The organism is Pelomonas sp. CA6 (genome assembly GCF_022549225.1).
Classification (GTDB): Bacteria; Pseudomonadota; Gammaproteobacteria; order Burkholderiales; family Burkholderiaceae_C; genus Roseateles.
This window is the reverse complement of sequence record NZ_JAKZFD010000006.1, coordinates 183,204-204,135: the sequence shown is the minus strand read 5'-3', so window position 1 is coordinate 204,135 and position 20,932 is coordinate 183,204. Positions and strand designations below refer to the sequence as shown.

15 protein-coding genes are annotated in these 20,932 nt (G+C 68.6%); 1 reads left to right on the top strand and 14 read right to left on the bottom strand.

From position 1 onward, the window contains the following. Positions 1-5 precede the first annotated feature (5 nt). The 6 genes from LZ017_RS12290 to LZ017_RS12265 form a co-directional block, all read right to left on the bottom strand. Positions 6-1,085: an XrtA/PEP-CTERM system-associated ATPase gene (locus LZ017_RS12290; protein WP_241397114.1), complete on the bottom strand. Its 1,080-nt coding sequence runs from the start codon at positions 1,083-1,085 to the stop codon at positions 6-8. 5 nt (positions 1,086-1,090) lie between these two features. Continuing rightward, the gene (locus LZ017_RS12285) at positions 1,091-2,632 is read right to left on the bottom strand and encodes a TIGR03016 family PEP-CTERM system-associated outer membrane protein (RefSeq protein WP_241397113.1); all 1,542 of its coding nucleotides are present in this window, start codon (positions 2,630-2,632) and stop codon (positions 1,091-1,093) included. Further along, entirely contained in the window at positions 2,622-3,596 is a 975-nt protein-coding gene (locus tag LZ017_RS12280) for an XrtA-associated tyrosine autokinase (protein ID WP_241397112.1), read from the bottom strand. Before LZ017_RS12280 ends, LZ017_RS12285 begins: the two co-directional genes overlap by 11 nt. Positions 3,597-3,602: 6 nt before the next feature. Next, positions 3,603-5,174 (bottom strand): XrtA system polysaccharide chain length determinant, encoded by a 1,572-nt coding sequence (locus LZ017_RS12275; protein WP_241397111.1) that lies wholly within the window; start codon positions 5,172-5,174, stop codon positions 3,603-3,605. Positions 5,175-5,339: 165 nt separating this feature from the next. Continuing rightward, positions 5,340-5,987, bottom strand: a complete 648-nt coding sequence (locus LZ017_RS12270) for an XrtA/PEP-CTERM system exopolysaccharide export protein (RefSeq protein ID WP_241397110.1) — start codon at positions 5,985-5,987, stop codon at positions 5,340-5,342. A gap of 293 nt (positions 5,988-6,280) precedes the next feature. Then, positions 6,281-7,150 (bottom strand): ThiF family adenylyltransferase, encoded by an 870-nt coding sequence (locus LZ017_RS12265; RefSeq protein ID WP_241397109.1) that lies wholly within the window; start codon positions 7,148-7,150, stop codon positions 6,281-6,283. A 109-nt stretch (positions 7,151-7,259) separates the two neighbouring features. On the opposite strand from LZ017_RS12265, the gene LZ017_RS12260 reads away from it, so the two are divergent. Beyond that, entirely contained in the window at positions 7,260-8,348 is a 1,089-nt protein-coding gene (locus LZ017_RS12260) for a molybdopterin biosynthesis protein MoeY (protein ID WP_241397108.1), read from the top strand. A gap of 102 nt (positions 8,349-8,450) precedes the next feature. On the opposite strand, the gene LZ017_RS12255 is transcribed toward LZ017_RS12260, so the two are convergent. From LZ017_RS12255 to LZ017_RS12220, 8 genes are all read right to left on the bottom strand, one after another. Then, entirely contained in the window at positions 8,451-9,200 is a 750-nt protein-coding gene (locus tag LZ017_RS12255) for a PEP-CTERM sorting domain-containing protein (protein WP_241397107.1), read from the bottom strand. A 209-nt stretch (positions 9,201-9,409) separates the two neighbouring features. Beyond that, positions 9,410-10,606: a glycosyltransferase gene (locus tag LZ017_RS12250; RefSeq protein ID WP_241397106.1), complete on the bottom strand. Its 1,197-nt coding sequence runs from the start codon at positions 10,604-10,606 to the stop codon at positions 9,410-9,412. A gap of 68 nt (positions 10,607-10,674) precedes the next feature. Further along, entirely contained in the window at positions 10,675-11,463 is a 789-nt protein-coding gene (locus LZ017_RS12245) for a serine protease (protein WP_241397105.1), read from the bottom strand. Then, the gene (locus LZ017_RS12240; RefSeq protein ID WP_241397104.1) at positions 11,460-12,764 is read right to left on the bottom strand and encodes a GNAT family N-acetyltransferase; all 1,305 of its coding nucleotides are present in this window, start codon (positions 12,762-12,764) and stop codon (positions 11,460-11,462) included. Before LZ017_RS12240 ends, LZ017_RS12245 begins: the two co-directional genes overlap by 4 nt. A gap of 31 nt (positions 12,765-12,795) precedes the next feature. After that, on the bottom strand, positions 12,796-15,651 hold the full coding sequence (gene prsT, locus LZ017_RS12235; protein ID WP_241397103.1) for an XrtA/PEP-CTERM system TPR-repeat protein PrsT: 2,856 nt from the start codon (positions 15,649-15,651) through the stop codon (positions 12,796-12,798). A gap of 32 nt (positions 15,652-15,683) precedes the next feature. After that, positions 15,684-17,042: a PEP-CTERM-box response regulator transcription factor gene (gene prsR, locus LZ017_RS12230; protein ID WP_241397102.1), complete on the bottom strand. Its 1,359-nt coding sequence runs from the start codon at positions 17,040-17,042 to the stop codon at positions 15,684-15,686. 79 nt (positions 17,043-17,121) lie between these two features. Next, the gene (prsK, locus tag LZ017_RS12225) at positions 17,122-19,230 is read right to left on the bottom strand and encodes an XrtA/PEP-CTERM system histidine kinase PrsK (RefSeq protein ID WP_241397101.1); all 2,109 of its coding nucleotides are present in this window, start codon (positions 19,228-19,230) and stop codon (positions 17,122-17,124) included. A gap of 52 nt (positions 19,231-19,282) precedes the next feature. Further along, entirely contained in the window at positions 19,283-20,662 is a 1,380-nt protein-coding gene (locus LZ017_RS12220) for a TIGR03013 family XrtA/PEP-CTERM system glycosyltransferase (RefSeq protein WP_241397100.1), read from the bottom strand. Positions 20,663-20,932: the final 270 nt, after the last annotated feature.

The window sequence follows — 20,932 nt, the reverse complement described above, 5'->3', positions numbered from 1 at the left end:
TCCCGTCATGGCTTGGGCTCCTCGGCGTGGCTGCGCACCGCGTGCACCAGCTGCTGCAGCAGCTGCAGGGTCTGCGCGTTGATGCGCTCCAGCCGCATCAGGCTTTGTTCCAGGCGCACCAGGCGTTCCTCGTGCTGGCTCTGGCTGAGCACCGAGAAGCTCTGGTGCAGCCCCTCGGCGGCGCCGTTCAGGCGCAGCTTGGCGGGGTCCAGCTCCAGCGGCAGGTCCACCGCGATGGCGGCGGACGCGCCCGCCGCGCCGCCGCCGGGCACCTGGGCCTCGCGCGCCTGGTCCTCGATCACCTCGCGCACATCGGCCTCGGTCAGGTGGCTGCGCTCGGCCATGAAGCCCAGCAGCAGCAGCCGGTCGCACAGGCCGTTGATGCGCCGCGGGATGCCCTGCGTGGCCTGGTGGATGAGCGCGAAGGCGGCGTCGTCGAAGCTGGGCTTGCCGCTGCTGCCGGCGCAGCGCAGGCGGTGCTGGATGTAGGCCTTGGTCTCCTCCTCGTCCAGCGGGCCGATGTGGCAGGTCGCCGCGATGCGCTGGCGGAACTGCTCCATCTCCGGCCGCTGCAGGATCTGGCGGAACTCGGGCTGGCCGACCAAGAAGGTCTGCAGCAGCGACTGGTTGCCGAACTGGAAGTTGGAGAGCATGCGCAGCTCCTCGACCGCGCGCATGCTGAGGTTCTGCGCCTCGTCGACCACCAGCAGGCAGCGCTTGCCCTGGCTGACCTGGGTGGTCAGGAAGGCCTCCAGCGTCATCAGCAGCTCGGACTTGGGCAGGTCCTTGACGCGCACGCCGAAGGCCGCGCCGACCATGCGCAGCGTGTCCTCGGCGTCGAGCTGGGTGGTGACCAGGTGGCCGATGACCACGGTGTGGCGGTCCAGGCTGTCCAGCAGGCCGCGCAGCAGCGTGGTCTTGCCGGCGCCGATCTCGCCGGTGATGACGATGAAGCCGTCGTTGCGCAGCACGCCATAGTCCAGATAGGCCTTGGCGCGGCGATGCTGCTTGCTGCCGAAGTAGAAGCTGGGATCGGGGCTGAGCTGGAACGGCTTGCTGTTCAGCCCGTAGAACGATTCGTACATCGCATTCAGAACAACTGCGTCAACAGGAAACTCAACGCGTGCTCGTCATAGGGCTGCGTCGGGTTGGTGTACTTGGCCTTGCGGGCATTGACCAGCAGCGTGGTGCTGGGCCCCAGGCGCACGCTGACGCCGGCGCTGAGGCTCTTCAAATCGCTGCTCAGCGCGCTGGTGTCGCCACTGGATCGCTGCCAGGCGGCGGAGCCGGTCAGCGAGGTCAGCGGCGTCAGCTTGTAGGACAGCGCGAGGTTGAGCCCATGCTGCAGGATGGAGCGCGAGCGGCTAAGGTCGTCGTTGCCGGACACCGGCAGGTCGGACAGACGCTGGGTGCGGTTGCGCGAGACGCCGAACACGGCGCTCAGGCGCTGCCCTTCCCACGATGCACTGAACTCCTGGCGCTGGGTGCGGCTGGCGGTGGAGGCCAGCAGGCCGCCCGGCGTGGCCTTGGGATCCAGCCCGTTGGTGCGCAGGAACTGGTCGATCCACTGGGCGCGCTGCGCCGGATCGGGGATGCGCGCCTGCAGCTGCAGGTCCAGCAGCGTGGCCCAGTCCGGCGCGGTCGGCGCGGCCAGCCCGCCGCCCGAGGACACGCCGGTGGCGTGGGTGTAGCGCAGCGCCGAGCGCGCCAGCCGGTGCTCCAGCCGAAACTCATGGCTGGCGCCGTACAGATGCTGCTGCCAGTTGCCCTGCACACGCGTGCGCGGCGTGGGCGTCCAGAGGAAATCGCCGCCGTAGGTGGTGTCCGTGCGCTGATCCTCGCTGATCATGTTGTTGCGCTCGCGGCCGCCGTTGACGCCCAGCGACACATCCACGTCCGGGCGCCAGGCCAGGCCGAAGGTCAGCTGCGCCTCGCGCGTGTTGCGGCCCTGGGTCACGTCGGCGCGTCGCGCCAGCGCGTTGAGGCTCCAGTTCAGCTCGCCGCCGCGCAGGCCGTTGATCGTCAGCGTCGCGTCGCGCTGGCTGCCGTCGCCCTGGTCGGTCTTGCGCGCCCGCGTCTCGCCGACGCCGGCGCTGAGGCGGTAGCCGAAGAGCTGGCCGACGCTGCCGCGCAGCTCGGGGCGCAGCATGATGGAAGCCACCTCGACCTGGTTCTGGCTGCTGCCGGTGGACGAGCTGGGCAGCGGCGAGAACACCGACTGCGCCTGCTGGCCGATGCTGGCCACGCCGTTGAGGATCAGGCGCCCGTCCAGCCACTCGGCCATGCCTTGGGCCTGCAGGTTGTTCTGCAGCCGGCTCTTCTCCTCGGTCTTCAGATAGCCCAGGCCGCTGAGCGAATAGTCCAGCGAGCCACGCACCGGGCCGCTGTCCTTGCGCAGCGCCAGGCCGGCGCTGAGCTGGGTGATGATGGCGCGGTCCTCGGCCCCCGGCGTGCCGACCCCGGGGCGCAGGTTGTCGGTGAGGGTGACGCCGGCGGAGATGCGCGGCTGCACGAACAGCCCGGTGCGTCCGCCGCCTTCGCCGCCGCCCTCGGCCGCCATCGCCGGCAGCGCCAGGCCCGCCAGCAGCGCCAGCAGCCGCGGGGTGCCGACCGGCCGGACCTCAGCCGCCATCGCGGGCTCCGTGGCCGGCACTGGCGCTGGCGCCGACGTCATGGCCATAGCCGTACCCGTAGCCATAGCCGTAGCCATAGCCGTCGCCCCCTCCGGTGCCGGTCTGGTTGAGCACCAGCAGCTTGAGTGGGCAGGACTCGATCGTCGACAGCGCCTGCTGGACCGCGCCCTGCAGCGTCTTCTCGGCATGCACGACGACGACGATCTGCCCCATGTGCGAAGCCAGCACGCGCGACTCGGTGGTCAGCAACAGCGGCGGGGAGTCGAAGATGATGATGCGGTCCGAATAGCGCTGCGCCATGTCGTGCAGCAGCGCGGACATCGCATCGCTGGCCAGCAGCTCGGTCGCCTTGGGATGCGGCGTGCCGCTGGGCAGGATGGTCAGCTTGTCAACATTGGTGCGCAGCAACACGTCGGACATGCTGGCCTTGTTCTCCAGGATGTCCAGCAGCCCCGGCCCCTCGGGCTGGCCGAGCATGCGCAGCACCGAAGGCCGCGCCACGTCGGCGTCGACCAGCATCACGGTGTTGTCCAGCTCGGCGGCGATGCTCATCGCCAGGTTCAGCGAGGTGAAGCTCTTGCCCTCGCCGGGCAGCGCGCTGGTCACCATGATGAGGTTGGCGTGGTTGAGGGTCTCGGCGCCCTTGCCCATCGCGTTCTTGATCAGCGGGCGCTTGATCACCCGGTACTGGTCGGCCAGCTGGCTGCGCGGTGCATTGGGCGTCAGCAGCCCCTGCGCCTGCAGCGCCACCAGGTCCAGCTCGATGCGGCGCGAATACGCATGCGCCTCGGGCGAAGGCTCCGGCGTGGCGACGGGCTCCGGGGCCTGGCGTGCGGCCGTGGCCGCGGCCGCGGCCGTGGCCGTGGCCGTGGCCGGGACGGCCGGCGTCAGCGCCGGCAGCTCCACGCCGGCCTGGCGCAGCTGTTCCAGCCGTTGCGCCGCCTGTTCGATCAAACTGCTCATGGCTGATTACCCCGCCTGCCTGCTGATGATGATGGCCATCGCGGCCAGTCCCAGGGCGAACACCCCCAACAACCCGCCCGACGCAGCGAAGAAGCGGACCAGATCGACGCGCTGGCGGCGGCGGTCGTCCGCCGTGACCAGGCGCGACACCACGCCCAGCACCGGCAGCTGGGTCTTGAGCCGCAGCTCGCTGGCGTCCAGGAAGACCGGGCGCAGCTGGCCGACGATGAAGCTGGTCAGCAGCCCCGCCGCCAGCGCCGCGACCAGTGCACCGGCCAGCAGCAGCATGCGGTTGGGCGCCACCGGCTTGTTGTTGGCCCGCGGCGGGTCGATGGTGCGGAAGTCGGCCAGGCCGCTGGCCACGTCCAGCTCGCCGGAGATCGCAGCCGACTCGCGGCGCGCCACCAGGTCTTCGTAGTTCTTCTTGTGGATCGCGTAGTCGCGGTTCAGCTGGGCCGCCTCGGCCTCCAGCTGCGGCGCGGTCTTCAGCGCGTTGACCGCCTGGCGATAGCGCGCCGAATACTCCTCCACGCGCGCCTTCAGCGCCGCCACCTGCACCTCGGTGCTGGCCAGCGTGCGCGCCATCTCCTGCTGCGCCAGGCTGCCGCCGCCGGACAGCGCGCTGACCGGGTTGCGCGCCGCCTGCGCGCGCAGGTTGGCGACCTCCTTGGCCTTCTGCTCCTCCAGATCGCGGATCAGCTTGCGCGTGCCGACCACGTCCGGATGGGCCTCGGTGTAGCGCTGCAGCAGCACGTCCAGGTTGCGCCGCTGGGTCTCGATGCGGGCGTCGATCTCGGGCGTGTTGAAGCCCTGCGAGCCGGCCAGCAGGTCGGGCAGCTCGGAGCCGCCGCGCTCGCCCGCCAGCTGGCGCTTGGCGGTGTCGCGGGCGTTCTCGGCCTCGCGCAGCTCCAGCCGCGCGCGCTCCAGCGCATTGTTCATCTCGCTGATGCGCGCCGCCGAGTCCTTGCCCTCGCCGGCCATCAGCTCGATGTTCTTCAGCCGGAAGGCCTTCAGCCGCGCCTCGGCCTCCTCCAGCTTGGCTTCGTAGTTCTTGATCTGCTCGTTGATGAAGCTGGCCGCGGTGGCCGTGTCCTTGCGCGAGGCGCCCAGGCTGGACTCGACGAAGATGGACACCATGGACTGCACCACGCGCTTGGCGGTCTCGGGGTCTTCGGCGCGGTAGGACAGCGTGTAGAGGTTGTCGCGGCCGGTGCTCTGGATGGACAGCGAGCGCGAGACCGCGTCGATGGTCGCTTCCTGCTGGGCCTTGGTCTTGTTCTTCAGGTCCAGGTCGGCCATGCGCACCAGCTTTTCCACATTGGGACGGCTGATCAGCGTGCGGCTGAGCATGGCCACCTGCTGGTCCACGTTGGACGGCACGGCCAGCCCGGACATCAGCGGCTTCAGGATGGTCTGGGTGTCGACGTAGATGCGCGCGCTGGCCTCATAGCGGTCGGGCACCATGAACACGGCCACCGAGCCGATCAGCCCCACCACCCAGGCGGCAAGCACCCCGTACCAGCGGTACTTCCACATGCGCCGCGCGACGGACGCGATTTGAGCCAGCAGCAAATCCATGAACCCACACTCTCAAGAAAACGACGGGCCGGTCCCGAGTTGGTCCTTCCCCTCGGGGCCAGACGCCGAGCGACAGGCCTGGGGACGTTCACGACGGCCGGGCACCGAGCCCGCGCCCGCCCCGGACGACCGCGCCCACCGGCGCCACGGCCGCCCGACCGAAGGTCAGAAGAAGCTTTGAGGAATGATCAGGATGTCGCCGGGACGCATCTCGACATTGGCCGAGACGTCGCCACGCTTGAGCAGGTCCTTCAGGCGCACGCTGTACTGCTTGTTGCCCTCGGCGGTGCGCAGGATGGTGGCGCTGTTGCCCGACGCGAAGTCGGTCAGGCCGCCGACGGCGATCATCACGTCCAGCAGCGTCATCTTCTGCTTGAAGGGCAGGAACTGGGGCTTGGCGGCCTCGCCGACGACGCGGATCTGCTCGCTGTAGGGGCCGATGAAGTTGGAGACGATCACGGTCACGACCGGATCGCGCACGTATTTGCTGAGCTGCTTCTCGATGTCGCGGGCCACCTCGACCGAGTTCTTGCCCTGCACCACCATTTCGTCGATCAGCGGCGCGGAGATCTTGCCGTCGGGCCGCACCGGCACGACCATGGACAGCTCGGCATTGCGCCACACGATGATGTTCAGCGAATCGCCGGCACCGATCACATAGCTGTAATCCCCCTGCTCGGCCGAGACGGGCGCCGGCGGCAAACCCCGGTTGCTGGCGCAACCGGCCGCCAGGGCCACGGCGACCAGCGCCACCGCCCAACGGGCGGTACGAACAAAATAGGATGAGCCCGATGACAGTGTTGTGTGCAGCATTGTTGCCCCTTCGATTCGACCAAGCGCAGCGCTCGCCAGCGCCGGCATTCGATGCCCATCCGGTGCCGTCACCCCAATTGATGATGCCACAGGCTATCGACGATTCTGGTGACGTCTCACAGGGCCAACCGGCCCTGACGACGTGACCTCCATCACGCCGCCGCCGGTTTTGGAGCAACAGCCGGAATGCTGAAGCGCGGGGCAGATTGCACCTCAGCGCGGGGACGACTGAAACCCCCCGACTGAGGGCGTGAATTTTCCCGTTCCGCCGCGGACTCCGTGCTACCTCCAGTTCAGCCGCGCAACACCGGACGAATCAAGGCAATCAGCAGCTTCTGCATCGGGTTGGCATTACCCCAGGGCCGCCAGGTGTGATGCAGGCGTTGGCGGTAGGCATCGAAATGCATGCCCCAGGGCGCCGGACGGAGGTCACCGCGCCGCAGCACCACCTTCAGCACCGCCGTGGCCATCACGCCGGCGCACAGCTCGCAGGCCATGGGCGTGGACGGGCCGCGCCGCTCCTTGAAATTCACGCCCTGGGGATCAACCAGATAGCGCCGCTGCAGCATCGCCGGCGAGAGCCCGGCGATAAAGCGCGCGTACTGCTCCTGCTCCGGCTGCCCCTCCAGCCGGAAATAGCGTTCGAAGGACATGGCACCCGGCTTGAAATACAGCAGCGCCACGCCCATGCCCAGGGGGGCGGCGGTCAGCGCGGGGATTCCCTTGCGCTCGCAGGCGTTGAATAGCATGCGCCGGGCTTTCATCGCGAAGAAATCAATGCCATCCACGTAAACATCGATTCCATCCAGGAATGCGTCCAGATTGGATTCGTTGACGCCTTCGTCGAATATCCGGATTTCTGCTTCCGGATTGATATCCCGGATCATTTCCGCCATCACCTCGGCCTTGGGCCGACCGACGGTGCTCATGAATGCGCCCGCCTGGCGATTGAAGTTATGGACGTCGAAACTGTCGAAATCCGCCAGATGGAAATGGCTGATTCCCAGCCGCGCCAGGGTCAGCGCATGGACCCCTCCCACCCCGCCCTGCCCCGCGATCGCGACACGAACCTTGCGGAGAATGGCCTGCTCGTCGCGCGTCACCCAGCCGATATTTCTGGAAAACGCCTTGTCGTAATCGAATTGCGCGTGCTGCCCTTGCATGAGCCCTCTCCTGCCGGCGGATCCGCCTCTTTAAGCCGAAGCATTTACTTGGGACAACATGATAGATTCAACCCAGACTCTGTCCCATCCTTGTTGTGCATTCACCGCCATGAACTCCTCTGCCGAACCAAGCCCTCTGCTGCGCGTGCTGGACCGGGGCCGCTGGGCGCCCAGTGGCGACAACATGCAGGTCTGGCGCTTCGAAGTCATGGGCCCCCATGCGCTGCGCGTGCACGGGTTCGACACGCGCAGCCATTGCGTCTACGACCTGGACGGGCACCCCAGCCAGATTTCGCTGGGCGCGCTGCTGGAAACGCTGGCCCTGGCCGCCTCGGAGATGGGCTGGTCGCTGGAAGAAGCGCGGCGCCTGCCCGAAAGCCCCGAGGAGAAGCCGGTGTTCGAGCTGCGCTTCGACCCCGATGCGGCCTGCCCGCCCGACCCGCTGGCGCGCGCGATCGAGACCCGCTGCGTGCAGCGCCGCCCCTTCCGCACCCGCCCCCTGAACGACGGCGAGAAGCGCGCGATGGAGGCCGCCGTGGGCGCCGGCTATTCGCTGCTGTGGCTGGAAGGCGCGGCGACGCGCTGGCGCACCGCCAAGCTGCTGTTTCATTCCGCCAAGCTGCGCCTGACCCTGCCCGAGGCCTATGAAGTGCACCGCGACGTGATCGAATGGGGCACCCGCTTCAGCAAGGACCGCATTCCGGATGCGGCACTGGGCGCCAACCCGGCCACCGTCGCGCTGATGCGCCAGGTGATGAAAAGCTGGGGGCGCGTGCAGCTGATGAACCGGTTTTTCGCCGGCACCTGGGCGCCGCGCATCGAACTGGATCTGCTGCCGGGCCTGGGATGCGCCGCGCATTTTGTGCTGCTGGCCGACAGGCCGGCCGCCGACATCGACGACTATGTGGCCGCGGGCCGGGCCATGCAGAGGTTATGGCTGAGCGCCACCACGCTGGGCCTGCAATTTCAGCCCGAGGTAACGCCCCTGGTATTTGCGCGTTATGCGCGCGAGAAGCGGGTGTTCTCCTCGGTCACGTCCTGCCTGCCGCGCGCGCAGCGCGTGAAAGAGCGGCTGGAGGATTTGATCGGACAGGACGCACTGGCGCGCGCGGTATTCATGGGGCGGGTCGGGGAAGGCGATGTCCCGACCGCTCGCTCGCTGCGCAAGGATCTGGCCGAGCTGATGCACAAACCCTGAAACCGGCGGCAGGCCGCCTTGGGGTTGCGGCCAGCCACCCATGAAAAAAGGGCGCCGAGGCGCCCTTTTGTTTCCCTGCTCCGGCCATCGCCGGCGCGTGGATTACTTGGCCGACTTGCGGCGACGCACCAGGCCGGCACCCATCAGGGCCAGGCCGGCCAGGGCCAGGCTGCCCGGCTCCGGAACGCGTTGCACCAGGTCCACCTGCAGGTCCACGTCCTTGATCGTGCCGCCGGTGTTGATGACGGCTTCCAGGGCGCCGATGCTGCCGAAGTTCACCGCACCGCCGGAGCCGTGCGTGCCCAGCACGCCGAAGGCCGCGAAGGGGATGAAGTAGATGCCCGGGCCCGTGGAGATCACGGTCAGCGAGGTCCAGTGGGTGGCGTCGGTGTAGGCGTTGATCGTGAACGGGAAGTTCAGGTCAGCGTTGGTCACCTTGATTTCGAAGCCGTTGGCGTCGCTGGCGAAGTTCACGCCGCCCAGACCGGTGTAATCGATGGTGCTGAAGCCGTCGAAGTGGGCGCCGTCCCAGCGCACGATGCCGTAGCCGTTCTGGCCGGAATCGCTGCTGAAGGCCAGGTTGCCCGTGCCGGCGGGGTTCACGCCGATGCGCACGGCGGAACCGAACGCGTCGTCGTTGCCATCGCCCAGCTTGGTGACGTACAGGTCACGGTAGCCGCCCAGGATGCCGGCGCCGCTGACGGTGGACGACAGGCCGAGACCGTTGGTCGTGCTGTCAGCCAGTTGGGCCTGGCCGGTGGTGAAGTTGTCAATGACTGCGGCAGCTTGGGCCGAGGCGGTCATCGCCACAACCGCCGCAGCAACTGCCAGCTTGGCTGCAAATTTCTTCATTTGATCCGCTCCGATTGATACGTTGATCGTCGATCGCTAGTGCCCATGAACCGGGACCTGCGCCCTCTTCTATGCAGCCACCGTGCCAGCTTTGTTTTTTCTTTATGGATCAACGACTTGCAGAGCATCTTCGAGAAAATACCGGGATTCCGCAGGGCAACTGTCAAGAACGCCGACACCCGCTTTCAAGGGGCCGGCCGGCGGCGGCCTCAGCCCAGGCGCTCGATCAGCGTGGCCAGGGTCTGGGCCGGCCGGTAGCGGGCCAGGTCCTGGGCGATCTCGGCGGCACGCCGGGCGTGGCGGGCGTCGTTCAGCAGACCTTCCACGGCCCGGCGCAGTTCGGGGGCCGAGTGCTGGCCGCTGCGGATCAGCAGCCCCGCGCCGGCTTCGCGCACCAGCGACATGTTGAGGTACTGGTCCAGGTTGATCGGCAGGCCGATCACCGGGCGGCCGGCCGCCAGCGCCTGGTAGCAGGTGGGGCTGCCACCGTTGCAGATCACCAGCGACGCGCGCCGGACGGCCTGGTCGCCGGGCAGGAAGTCGGCGACGAATTCGTTGGCCGACAGATCCTTCAGCGCCACGCGGCCCGCGGTGGCGGCCATCACCGTGACCGGCATCGCGGCCAGCACCTCCAGCATCTCGGGCAGCAGCTTGCCGTGGCCCGAGCTGCCCAGGTTCACATAGACCAGCGGCTCGTCGCTGGGCATGTCGTTCCACCAGCTGGGCAGCGGCACGCGCGGCGACCATTGGACGGGCCCGATGAAATGGTGGTTGGCGGGCAGCGGCCGGTGGGGCACCAGCTCGGCGGCATCCGAATACAACACCTGGTCGGCCTCGGTGTAGGCGTGGCGCAGATCGGCCGCCAGCCGGGGCAGGCCGAAGTGGGCCAGCATGCGGTTGACCGGCGCGGCATGGCGGGCGAACGCGATGGGCCGGAAGAGGTCGAACAGCCATTGCGCGGCGTGCACCCCCACCACGCGCGTCAGCGGGATCTCCGGCACGATGGGCCGGATCTGCGCATAGGGGCTCCAGTAGGCGTTGGTGACGCTCAAGTAGGGCTTGCGCTCCAGGCGCGCGCTGGCCGCCAGCGAGAGACGGAAGTCACCGACGATCACGTCCGGACGCTGCGCCTGGATCAGCGCGCGGTCCTGTTCGACATAGGCCAGCAGATCGCGCCAGCCGTAAATGGGGCTGCCCCGGTCCAGCGCGTCGAAGAACTGCTGCGACGGGATGGTCTGGATCTCGACCAGCGGCACGGCCACCTCGCCGATCGCGGCGCGGTACCGCGGGTCGCAGGCGACGACCACCTCGTAGCGCTGCGGATCCAGCCCCTGCGCCAGCGAGAGCATGCGCCCCACATGGGCCAGGGTGACGGCTTCGGCGATGAACAGGACCTTGCGACGCATCGCGCGATTTTCGCCCGTCCCGGCGGCGCCCGCAGCGCGGGCCAGGTTCAAGGGGCCGTCGACCGGGGTCAACGCGCGCCCATCAGCTGGTGGACCCAGCTCACCGGGATCGCGTAGCTGATGCCGCTGGGCTGGCTCAGCGCGGTCTCGCGGCTGCCCTTGACGAACACCATGTTGACCACGCCCACCACCTTGCCGCTGTCCTGGCTGATCACCGGTCCGCCGGAGTTGCCCGGATAGGCCGTGGCATCGAGCTGCAGGATCTCGAACGCGCCCTCGCGCAGCCGGCGCAGCGCCGCCGCGTTGAGCTGCTGGGACTGCGGCGGAGGCAGCGCGATGGTGGTCAGCGCCGACACCATGCCGCGGTGGGTCACGAGCGAGAAGCCCAGCGCGCCGCCGAGCGGAAAGCCGCTGAGGATCACCGGCAGCCCCTCGCGCGCCTCGGCCGGATCGGCCAGCTCCAGCGCGGGCAGCGCCGGCCCCTTGAAGCGCAGCAGCGCCAGGTCGCGCTCGCGGTCGGTGGCCACGACCTCGACCGCCTCCAGCTCCTGCCACAGCCCGCGGCGCGGCGAGAAGCGCAGGCTGAGCCGGCGCCGCGCCGGGTCGTCCAGGCTGGTGGACAGGGCTTCGGGCAGCACATGCACATTGGTGATCACATGGCGCCCGTCGCCGACCGCGAAGCCGGTGCCGCGGAAGGTGAAGCGGGGGTTGTCGGTCTCGGCATGGGTGCCGACCAGCACGACGCCGGGGCGCACCTTGTCGATCAGCTCGGGCAGGCCGCCGGCCCGCGCGGCCAGGGGCAGCACGCAGGTTCCGGCCAGCGCGGCGGCGAACAGGTGGAGGTGGCGGCGCTTCATTGCAGCAGGTCCGTCGAGGTCTGCCCCAACTCCAGCGCCGACACGCAGCGGCGCCATATCGGGTCCGGTTCGTCGAGGCGAAAGCCGTAGAACTCGCCTTCGTCGGTGTGCTTGCGCCGCATCACGCGCACGCGCACCCGCGACACCAGGCCCTTGCCCAGCTCCACCATGGCCTCGGCCTCCTGCCCCACCGGCAGTTCGCTCAGGCTGCGCGCCTGGAAGCCGGACAGCGACAGTTCGATCACCGACAGATCGAACTCGCGGGGCTGCCCCTGGGCCGGCAGCTCGGAGGGCACGACGATGTGGGCCGGGCACTTGATCGAGTAGCGCTGATGCTGGCGCAGCGGATGCGAGCCCAGCGCCTGGCCGGCCAGCATGGGCAGCACGGAGCGGTACTCGTAGGTGTTGTAGATGGACCAGAGCAATGCCTTCTTGCGGTCGTCCATGCGCTCCAGCACCGGGCTGATGCGGTTGAAGAAATGGTCCAGCAGCTGCGGCGTCATCACCGGGTCGTTGGTCGTGAAATAGCGCCGGTGCGGCAGCTTGATGTTTTCCAGCTTGAGCTGGAAGAAGTACTTGTGCAGATTCTTGTGCGCCGGCCGGCCCTTGTAGCCGGCCTTGAACAGCTCGGCGGCGAAGGCCAGGTCCAGCGTCGCGCCCACGGCCGGCGCGCCGTTGGCGAAGTCATAGCTGTCCACCACCTTTTCCTGCAGGCGTTCGAAGTACAGCAGCGCCTCGTAGAGCTCGATCTTGTCGGGGTTGACCGCGATCACCAGGTGCCGGGTGTCGAAGTACTCCGAGCAGTACTGATGCATGAACTTCATCAGCGGGAACAGGATGGCCCCGCCGGTGCGCCGGAAGTCCGGATGCACGGCCAGTGCGGAGATCTCGGCGATCTGCCCGCCCTTGGCGCGCACGTTCTCGAGATCGAAGATGGCCTGCATCGGGAAGCCGAACACGCCTTCGCGGATCATCGAGATGGTCCCCACCACGCGGCCGTCGTACTTGGCGCACAGCGTGGTGGTGGTGGGCAGCGCATGGTAGACGGTGATGCGCATGCCCGAGGGGTCGGGCTTCATGAAGCCGGCCGCCACGTAGGCGTCGTGCAGCAGGCGGAAGCTGGCCTCCAGCTCCTCCTGCGTTTCGGCGATCTTCAGCTCCAGCCGCGCATCGGGTTCCGGGTCGCATTGCGCCATGCGGCGGTAGATCGCGTGCCGGGTGCTGCGGGGCAGCCGCGCGAACAGGTCGCGCAGCACCAGGTGCATGCGTTTGCGAAGACTGGAGCGCTTGATCTGAGACATGCTTGTTCCCCCCCGCCGCCCGGCCTGCCGCTCACTGCAACGAGGCCTGCAGCTTGCGAACCTCGGCGATTTCCGCGTAGCGATCCCCCAACTCGGCGAGGCGCTTGAGCTCCTCGCGCGCCTTGTCCTTCTTGCCGGCCGTGATGTAGAAGCGGGCCAGATTGAGGCGGTGGTGGTGCGCCTGGGGCAGCAGCGCCACCGCCTGTTCCTGCAACGCGATCGCCTTGTCCATCTGGCCGCCCGCCGCCAGGATGGCGGCCAGGGTGTCCATGAAGGCCGGATTGCCGGGCTGCAGCTGGTTGGCCTTCTCGGCCATCGCCTGCGCGCCGGGCTTGCCGCTGCGGTAGAGCAGCCAGGCCACGTTGTTCAGCGCGCCGGGATGGTCGGGGATGAGCTTGAGCACGCGGTTGTACTGCTCCATCGCCTGCTCGTTCTGGCCCTGCGCCAGTGCGAGGTCGCCGAGGTAGTAGACGAAGGCGGCATCCTTGGGATAGCGCGACTGCCAGTTCGTCGAGAACTGGCGCGCCTCGCCGTCGCGCTTGGCCGCCAGCAGGTTGCGGTGCAACTTGATCGCGAACTCCGAGGCCGGCTGCAGCTCCAGCGCCTTGCGGTAGACGGCCACCGCGCCATCCCAGTTCTTGCGCCAGGATTCGACGTCGGCTTCCAGCGCCAGCCCGCGCAGCTGCGTCGCCTTCGTCGACTGCAGCTTGCGCGCGATGTCCATCACCTCCTTGGTCTGGCCGGACTCCAGCTCCAGCCCCACGAAGGTTTCCAACGCGCGCGGATGGTCGGGTTGCAGCGCCAGCGCCTTCTTGATGGCCTGCAGCGCCGCCGGCTTGTCCTTGTTGGCCAGATGCGCGTCGGCCACCAGCACCAGCGGCTGGGCCGACTGCGGCATCACCGCCGCCATCTTGTTGAAGGTGCTCAGCGCCTGGTTGGCGTCGCCCATGGCCAGCTGCACCTGCCCCAGCAGCTCCAGCAGCGGGCCGTTGTCCGGGTTGGCGGCATTGGCGCGCTGCGCCGAATCCAGCGCGGCCTTCAGCGCGCTGCGGTCACGCAGTTGCTGGCGGATCAGGATCTGCCAGGCCTCGACGGCATCGGGCTGCAGCTTGGTCAGCGCCTGCAGCTCGCGGATCAGGTCGGCGCTGGGCGTGCCCAGCCGCGCGCGCAGTTGCACCAGCGCCAGCGGCAGCGAGCGGTCCTCGGGCGCCGCCTTGATCGCGGCCTCGAAGCGCTGGACCGCGGCCTGGCCCTTGCCTTCCTTGACGTCCAGCGAGGCCAGCGCCTGCAGCACCCCGAGCGCGTTGGGCGCGACCTTCTGCGCCTGCTCGAAGGCCTTGCGCGCCGCCGCCGCATCGCCGCGTGCCAGCTCCACCTGGCCGCGCAGCAGCGGCGCGGCCGGCAGCTTGGGCTGCTTGCGCTCCAGCTGGGCGATCGCCTCCAGCGCCTTGGCATGCTCGCCACGGCGCATCAGCGCGCCGATCAGCGCGAGATCGGCGGTGCCGCGGGCATCGTTGGCGGCGAGCCGGCGCAGCTCGTCCACGCCCTCCTGGTAACGCCCCTTGCCGATCGCCACCGCGGCCAGCGCGATGCGGCTGCCGACGTCGTCGGGGTCGGCATCGGCGGCTTTGACCAGCATGGCCTCGGCCTTGTCGACCTCGCCGCGGCGCATGTAGATCTCGGCCGCGACGCCATAGACCGAGGCCTTGGGGCGCTTGGCGTCCAGCAGCGGCTGCAGGGTCGCCAGGGCCTTGTCGACCGTGCCCTGGCGCAGCTGGATGCGCGCCAGCAGCGTGCGCAGCGCATCGGCGTTGGACGGGTTGAACTGCAGGGCCTTGCCGACATGGCTTTCGGCCTGGTTCAGCTCGCCGATCTGGAACTCCGCGCCGCCGGCCAGATGCAGCACCGCGGGATTGTCCGGCATCACCTTCAGCAGCCCCTGGGCCAGCTCATGGGCCTTGCGGTACTCGCCGCGCTCCATGGCCATCAGCGCCTGCAGCAGCGCGGTCTGCGGACTCTTGGGCTGCTGCTTCTGCAGCGCGTCGAGCTCCACCTGCGCCAGGTCCAGCTGGCGCGTCTCCAGCAGCACGCGCGCCAGCGCGCCGCGCAGCACGGTGGCCTCGGGCAGTTGCTTGACGGCCTCGCGCAGCACGGCGGTCACCGCCTCGGAGCGCGGCTCGCGCGCGTTCAGCAGCTCGGCCTTCTGCAGCCACAGCGCCGGGTCCTTGGGCTGGGCCTTCAGCGCCTTGTCGATCAGCGCCACCGCGTCGTCGAACTTGCCCGCGCGCGCCAGCAGTTTGGCCTGCAGCATCATCACGCTGGCGTCGTCCGGCGCGGCTTGCATCGCCAGCGCCGACAGCCGCTCCGCATCGGCGAACTTGTCCAGCGAGGCATAGGCGGCGGCGAGCAGGTTCTGCAGCTCGGCCATGGCCTTGGGATCCGACAGCGTCTTCTGCGCGTAGGTGTCGATGAGCTTCTGACTCTGGTTCTTCGCCAGCAGCAGGCGCGCATGGGCGACGTCCAGACCCGGCGCCGCGTAGGACAGCTCGCGCGCCTTCTCCAGCTCCACCTCGGCTCCGGCGAGGTCGCCGCTGTCCAGCAGCGTCTTGCCCAGCAGGTAGCGCGCCTCGCCCAGCGAGGGGTTGCGCTGCAGCGCGTTCTTCAACTCGATCACCGCGGCCTTGCCGTCGCCGCCGGACAGGTGTTGCTTGGCCTTGTCCAGTGCCTGCTCCGCCGAGCCGCCGGAGCAGGCGGCGGCCAGCACGGCCACACTGATCGCCAGCAGATGCCCCCGTGCATCGCCCAGGAAACGCCGGGCCGCCCCGGGCTTCCTCGATCCCCTGGAGGGGCGCGGGCCAAGCCCGCCGGGGGCGCTTTTCACGTTCATGCTCACTCCCAACAAAGAGGACGCCGGTGGCGTCACTTGATCTGCAGTCGATTGACGAGGTCGTACAGCGTGGGCCGGCTCACGCCCAGCAGTTCCGCGGCCTTCAGCATGTTGCCGTCGACCCGCGCCAGCGCGGTCAGCACCGCCTGGCGCTCCGCGCGTTCGCGCACGGTGCGCAGGTCCAGCTCGTTGTCGGCGTCCGCGGGCGGCCGCGCCTGCGGCAGGCCCAGATCGTCCGCCGTCACACGGTCGCCGTCGGCCATGATGAAGGCTCTCTTGATCACGTTCTGCAACTCGCGCACGTTGCCGGGCCAGGCATGGGCCTCGATCGCGCGTATCGCGTCGTCGCTGAGCGCGGGCACCGGCCGGCGCTGCTCCGACGCGTAGCGGCGCAGGAAGGCATGGCTCAGCAACACCGCGTCGCCTTCGCGCTCGCGCAGCGGCGGAATGTCGACGACGATCTCGGCGAGCCGGAAATACAGGTCCTCGCGAAAGCGCCCTTCGCGGATCAGCGCGCGCAGGTCCTGGTGCGTCGCGCCGACGATGCGCACGTCCACCGGGATCTCCTGGCGCCCGCCGAGGCGCTCGATGCTGCGCTCCTGCAGGAAGCGCAGCAGCTTGGCCTGCAGCGGATGCGGCAGATCGCCGATCTCGTCCAGCATCAGCGTGCCGCCGTTGGCGGTCTCGATCTTGCCGACGGTGGTCTTGGTCGCGCCGGTGAAGGCGCCCTTCTCGAAGCCGAAGAGCTCGCTCTCCAGCAGCGTCTCCGGGATCGCGGCGCAGTTGATCGCGACGAAGCGGCCCTTGCGCTTGGACGCATCGTGCAGGGCCTGCGCCAGCACCTCCTTGCCGGTGCCGCTCTCGCCCAGCAGCAACACCGTGGCATCGCTGCCGGCCACGCGTTCGACCATGCGGCAGGCCTTGAGCATGGCCGGCGCGCGCGTGATCACGGCGCCGGTCGCGTCGCCGTGCTGCTGCATCTGCAGTCGGCGGTTCTCCTGCTGCAGCTCGTAGAGCCGGTAGGCGCGCTCGACCGTGAGGCACAGCACCTCCGGGTCCACCGGCTTGGCGAGGAAATCGTAGGCGCCCAGGCGGATCGCGCGCAGCGCGTTGTTCTGGTCGTTCTGGCCGGTCAGCACGATGATCTTGGTGGCCGGCTCGATCTCGAGCAGGCGCTCCAGCAGCCGGAAGCCTTCGCTGACCGAATCCTGGTCGGGTGGCAGCCCCAGGTCCATGGTGACCACCGGCGGCTTGTAGCGGCGGAACTGCAGCAGCGCGCTGTTGACGTCGTCCGCGGTCACGGACTCGAAGCGGTCCAGCGACCACTTCAGCTGCTTTTGCAGCGCCAGGTCGTCCTCGACGATCAGCAGCCCGGGCTGGGTCGCGCTCACAGCAAGCCCCCTTCCCCACCGCGCGGCGGTGCCGCCACGGCGGCGGCGTCGCCGTCTTCGACCCAATGTTCGATGTCGATCATCGTGCCCCCGACAGGCTGGCGTCGCTGCCCTCCTGGGCCAGGAACAGCGGCAGGCGGATGCTCACCCGGGTTCCCTGCCCCGGCGCGCTCTGCACCGAGATCTTCCCGCCCAGCTCCTGCAGGTACTGGAAGCTCTCGTAGGCGCCGATGCCCATGCCTGCGGCCTTGGTGGTCTGGAAGGGCTTGAAGAGCTGCGTGTCCATGAATTCCTGCGTCATGCCGCAACCAGTATCGCCCACTTCCACGCAGGCATTGCTGCCTTGACGCTCCAGTCGCAGCCATACCCGCCCATCTAGGGGAGTCGCATCCAGCGCGTTCTGCACCACATGGCCGAGCACCCGTTCGATGCGCTCTTCCTGACCGCGCGCGCTCAGGGGCGCCTGCACCTGCAGCTCCAGCTCGCGGCCCTTGCCCGCGGCCGCCTTGGCCAGCCGCTGCGCGATCTGGGCCAGGTCGACACCGCCGCTCACGCCGTGAGGTTTGGCGCCTTCGCGCAGCTGCAGCATCAGCTGGCGCATCTTGTCCAGCGAGTTCTCCACGGTATCCAGCATGTCCTGCTGGAACTCCGGGTTGTCGCGCAGCCGCTTGGCGTTCTTCATCATCAGCGAAAGCTGGGTGACGATGTTCTTCAGGTCATGCACGACGAAGGCCGACATGCGGTTGAAGGCCTCGAACTTGCGCGCCTCCAGCAACGCCTCGGTGGCCTGCATCTGCGCAAGATAGCTGGCGGCCTGGCTGCTCGCCGTGCGCAGCAGGTCGCGCACCTCCCAGTCCAGTTCGATGCGGGTGCGCGGCTGGCCCAGCACGACCAGCCCGGTCAGCTCGCCGGCATTGAGCAAGGGCACGAGCAGCCAGGGGCGCGGCTCCGTGAGCAGGCAGCCGGGCAGGAACAGCCCCTCGTAGCGCCCCGGGGCCTGGCGCCATTCGTCCAGGTCCACGATCCAGCCCTTCTCGGCCAGCCAGGGCAGCAGCGGATCGTCGGCGGCGATGGCCTGCGCCTGCGCGGCCAGGTTCCAGCGCGCCACCTGCACCAGCTCCGCCGTGCTCGCGTGGCGCAGCCACAGCGCACCCGAGGTGCTCTCCACCAGATTGGCCAGCCCGCGCACCACCGACTCGCCCAGCTGCGCGGGCGACTCGCTGGTGGACAGCATCGCGGTGAAGCGCAGCCATTCCTCGCGGTAGTCATAGCGGTAGCTGAAGAAGTTCTTGCTGATGTACACGCGCAGCCGCGCCCGCATGGAGCCCGACAGCGCCACCAGCAGCGCCGCCAGCAGCGCCAGCGCCACCAGCACCTGTTGCAGCGCACGACCCCATTCGCCGCCGCTGTAGCGCACGTAATACCCCACGCCCGACACCAGCACCAGGTAGGCGCCGACGATCAGCAAGGTGGCCGAATGAAAGATCGCCGCGCGCGAGACATGCAGCTTCTCCAGCCAGGCCGGATGGCGGCGACTGGCCAGCCACAGCAGCGGCACCGCCATCGCATGCACGGCGGGGCGCACCACCTGCGCATCCAGGTCCGAGCTGCTGAACAGCACCTGCTGCGAATACAGGAACAGGTCGAAACCGAACACCACCGCCAGCCCCAGCACCACCGGCTTGGCGTTCCACAGCGCATCGCGCACCAGGTTGCGCAGCAGCTGCTCCAGCAGCACCAGCCCATAGATCGACAGCGCCAGCGCCAACATGGCCTGCGGACGTTCGAAGGTGCTCAGCGGATAGGCCGAGTAGTAAGACAGCAGCACCAGGCTCAGCGATGCCAGCACCAGGCCCGCGCCGGCCCAGAACAGCCAGCCGCGCCGCTGCGGCGCGCTCGCGCGGTGGTGCACCAGCTCCAGGATGAAAGCGAACCAGGCCGCGTCGCGCAGCAGATCCAGCGCCGGCAGCGCCAGCTCGGCGGCCCAGCCATGAACGGGCAACCAGCCCGCCTGCTCCGCGGCCACGCCCAGCCCCCACAGCGCGCTGCCCAGCAGCGCCGCCAGCAGCAGCGCGCTGCGCTGCGAGCTGGCGCGCCATTGCGCCAGCACCTTGCCGCACAGGCTCAAATAGGCAATGCCGGCCAGAAGGCCGGCACTCGTGCCCAAATCCAGTCCGCGTTCAAACATCCGTCATGCGCCAGGCTTGCCAAGCAGCGCGAACGCGGCCCCGAAGGCGGCGTCAGCGCGCGCCGCGTCCGGTCAGCACCACCGCCACCGTTTCCAGCATGATCAGCAGGTCCAGGAACAGCGTGTGGTTCTTGACGTAGTAGAGGTCGTACTGCAGCTTCTCGATCGAATCCTCGACCGTCGACCCGTATTCGTAGCGCACCTGCGCCCAGCCGGTCACGCCCGGCTTCACGCTGTGGCGCACGGCATAGTAGGGAATCTTGGCGACCAGCTCGTCGACGAAGAAGGGGCGCTCCGGACGCGGCCCCACCAGGCTCATCTCGCCGCGCAGCACATTGATCAGCTGCGGCAGTTCGTCGATGCGCACGAGGCGGATGAAGCGGCCGACGCGGGTGATGCGGTCGTCATTCTTCGTGGCCCAGCGCGGCTTGCCGTCCTTCTCGGCGTCGGCACGCATGCTGCGGAACTTGATCACATTGAAGATGCGTCCGTTCAGGCCCACGCGCTCCTGCTTGTAGAACACCGGCCCGGACGATTCCAGCTTGATCAGCAGCGCCGTGATCAGCATGATGGGCGCGGCGAAGACCAGGATCAGCGCGGCCGACAGCAGGTCGAACAACCGCTTGACCAGCGTGCGCATCACCCCCTGGTTGAAGCCGTCGCCGAAGATCAGCCAGCCGGCATAGACATGGCTGATCTTGATCTGGTTGAGGGTCTTCTCGAAATAGGTGGCCAGGTCCAGCACGCGGATGCCGTAGAGCTTGCAGTCCAGCAGCTGGCGCAGCGGCATGCTGCCGCCGCGGCGCTCGGACAGCGCGACCACGATCTCGTCCACGCCCAGGCGCAGCGCCGCCTCGGTCAGGCTGCCCTGCGACGGAATCAGTTGGTCGGGGGGCACCTGGAACTCGGTCTCGTTGGGGCCGGGCAGGAAGCCGACGATGTCGGCATGCGGGTCCGCCGCGCGCAGGCTGTCGGCCACCGACAGCGCCGCGGCGCCGGAACCGAAGATCAGGATCTTGGTGCGGCCGGCGGCCTGTGCGCTGGAATGCGCCGCATAGACCCGGTGCACCATCACCAGCGCGACCGCGATCATCGCCGCGCTGCCGATCAGCTGGCGGTGTTCCGGTGCCACCGGCATCAGGCTGACCAGCCCATAGGCCAGCGGCAGCCCCACCAGCAGCGCGAACAGCGCGCGGGCGCAGGACTGCGTCAGCGAGCGCTTGTGCGCCTGCTGGTACAGCCCCGATGCGGAGTTGATGACGAACATCCCGCCGGCCAGCGACAGCCCGTAGGAGGCCGCCAAGCCGATCACCTGCGCCGAATCGGCCTGGCTCAGCACGACCGCGAACAACGCGGCGATGATCAGGCCGAGATCGAACAGCACTTGAACGAGAGTTCGACGATGCAGGTAGTGATTGAATATACGGACCATGCCAATCCCCAAAGCACGTCGTCAGCGCCTAGCCGGCAGAGGCGTCCTCCTTACGCCGGCACTGCTCTCGTTGTTCTGGCAACAGCGTGCAACGCTTGTAGCGCCGCGATCATGCCCTTGGCCCGCCCCCTTGAAAGCCCCCCGTTTGAAGGGGAGACATCCGGAGCCGCCCGAGGCGGTGCGACGACACTGCGCGCATGTTGCCTGCCCCTGATGACACCTTGAGGGCTGACGACTGAGACCCATTGTCGGCAGCCGCCTGCCGCCCCT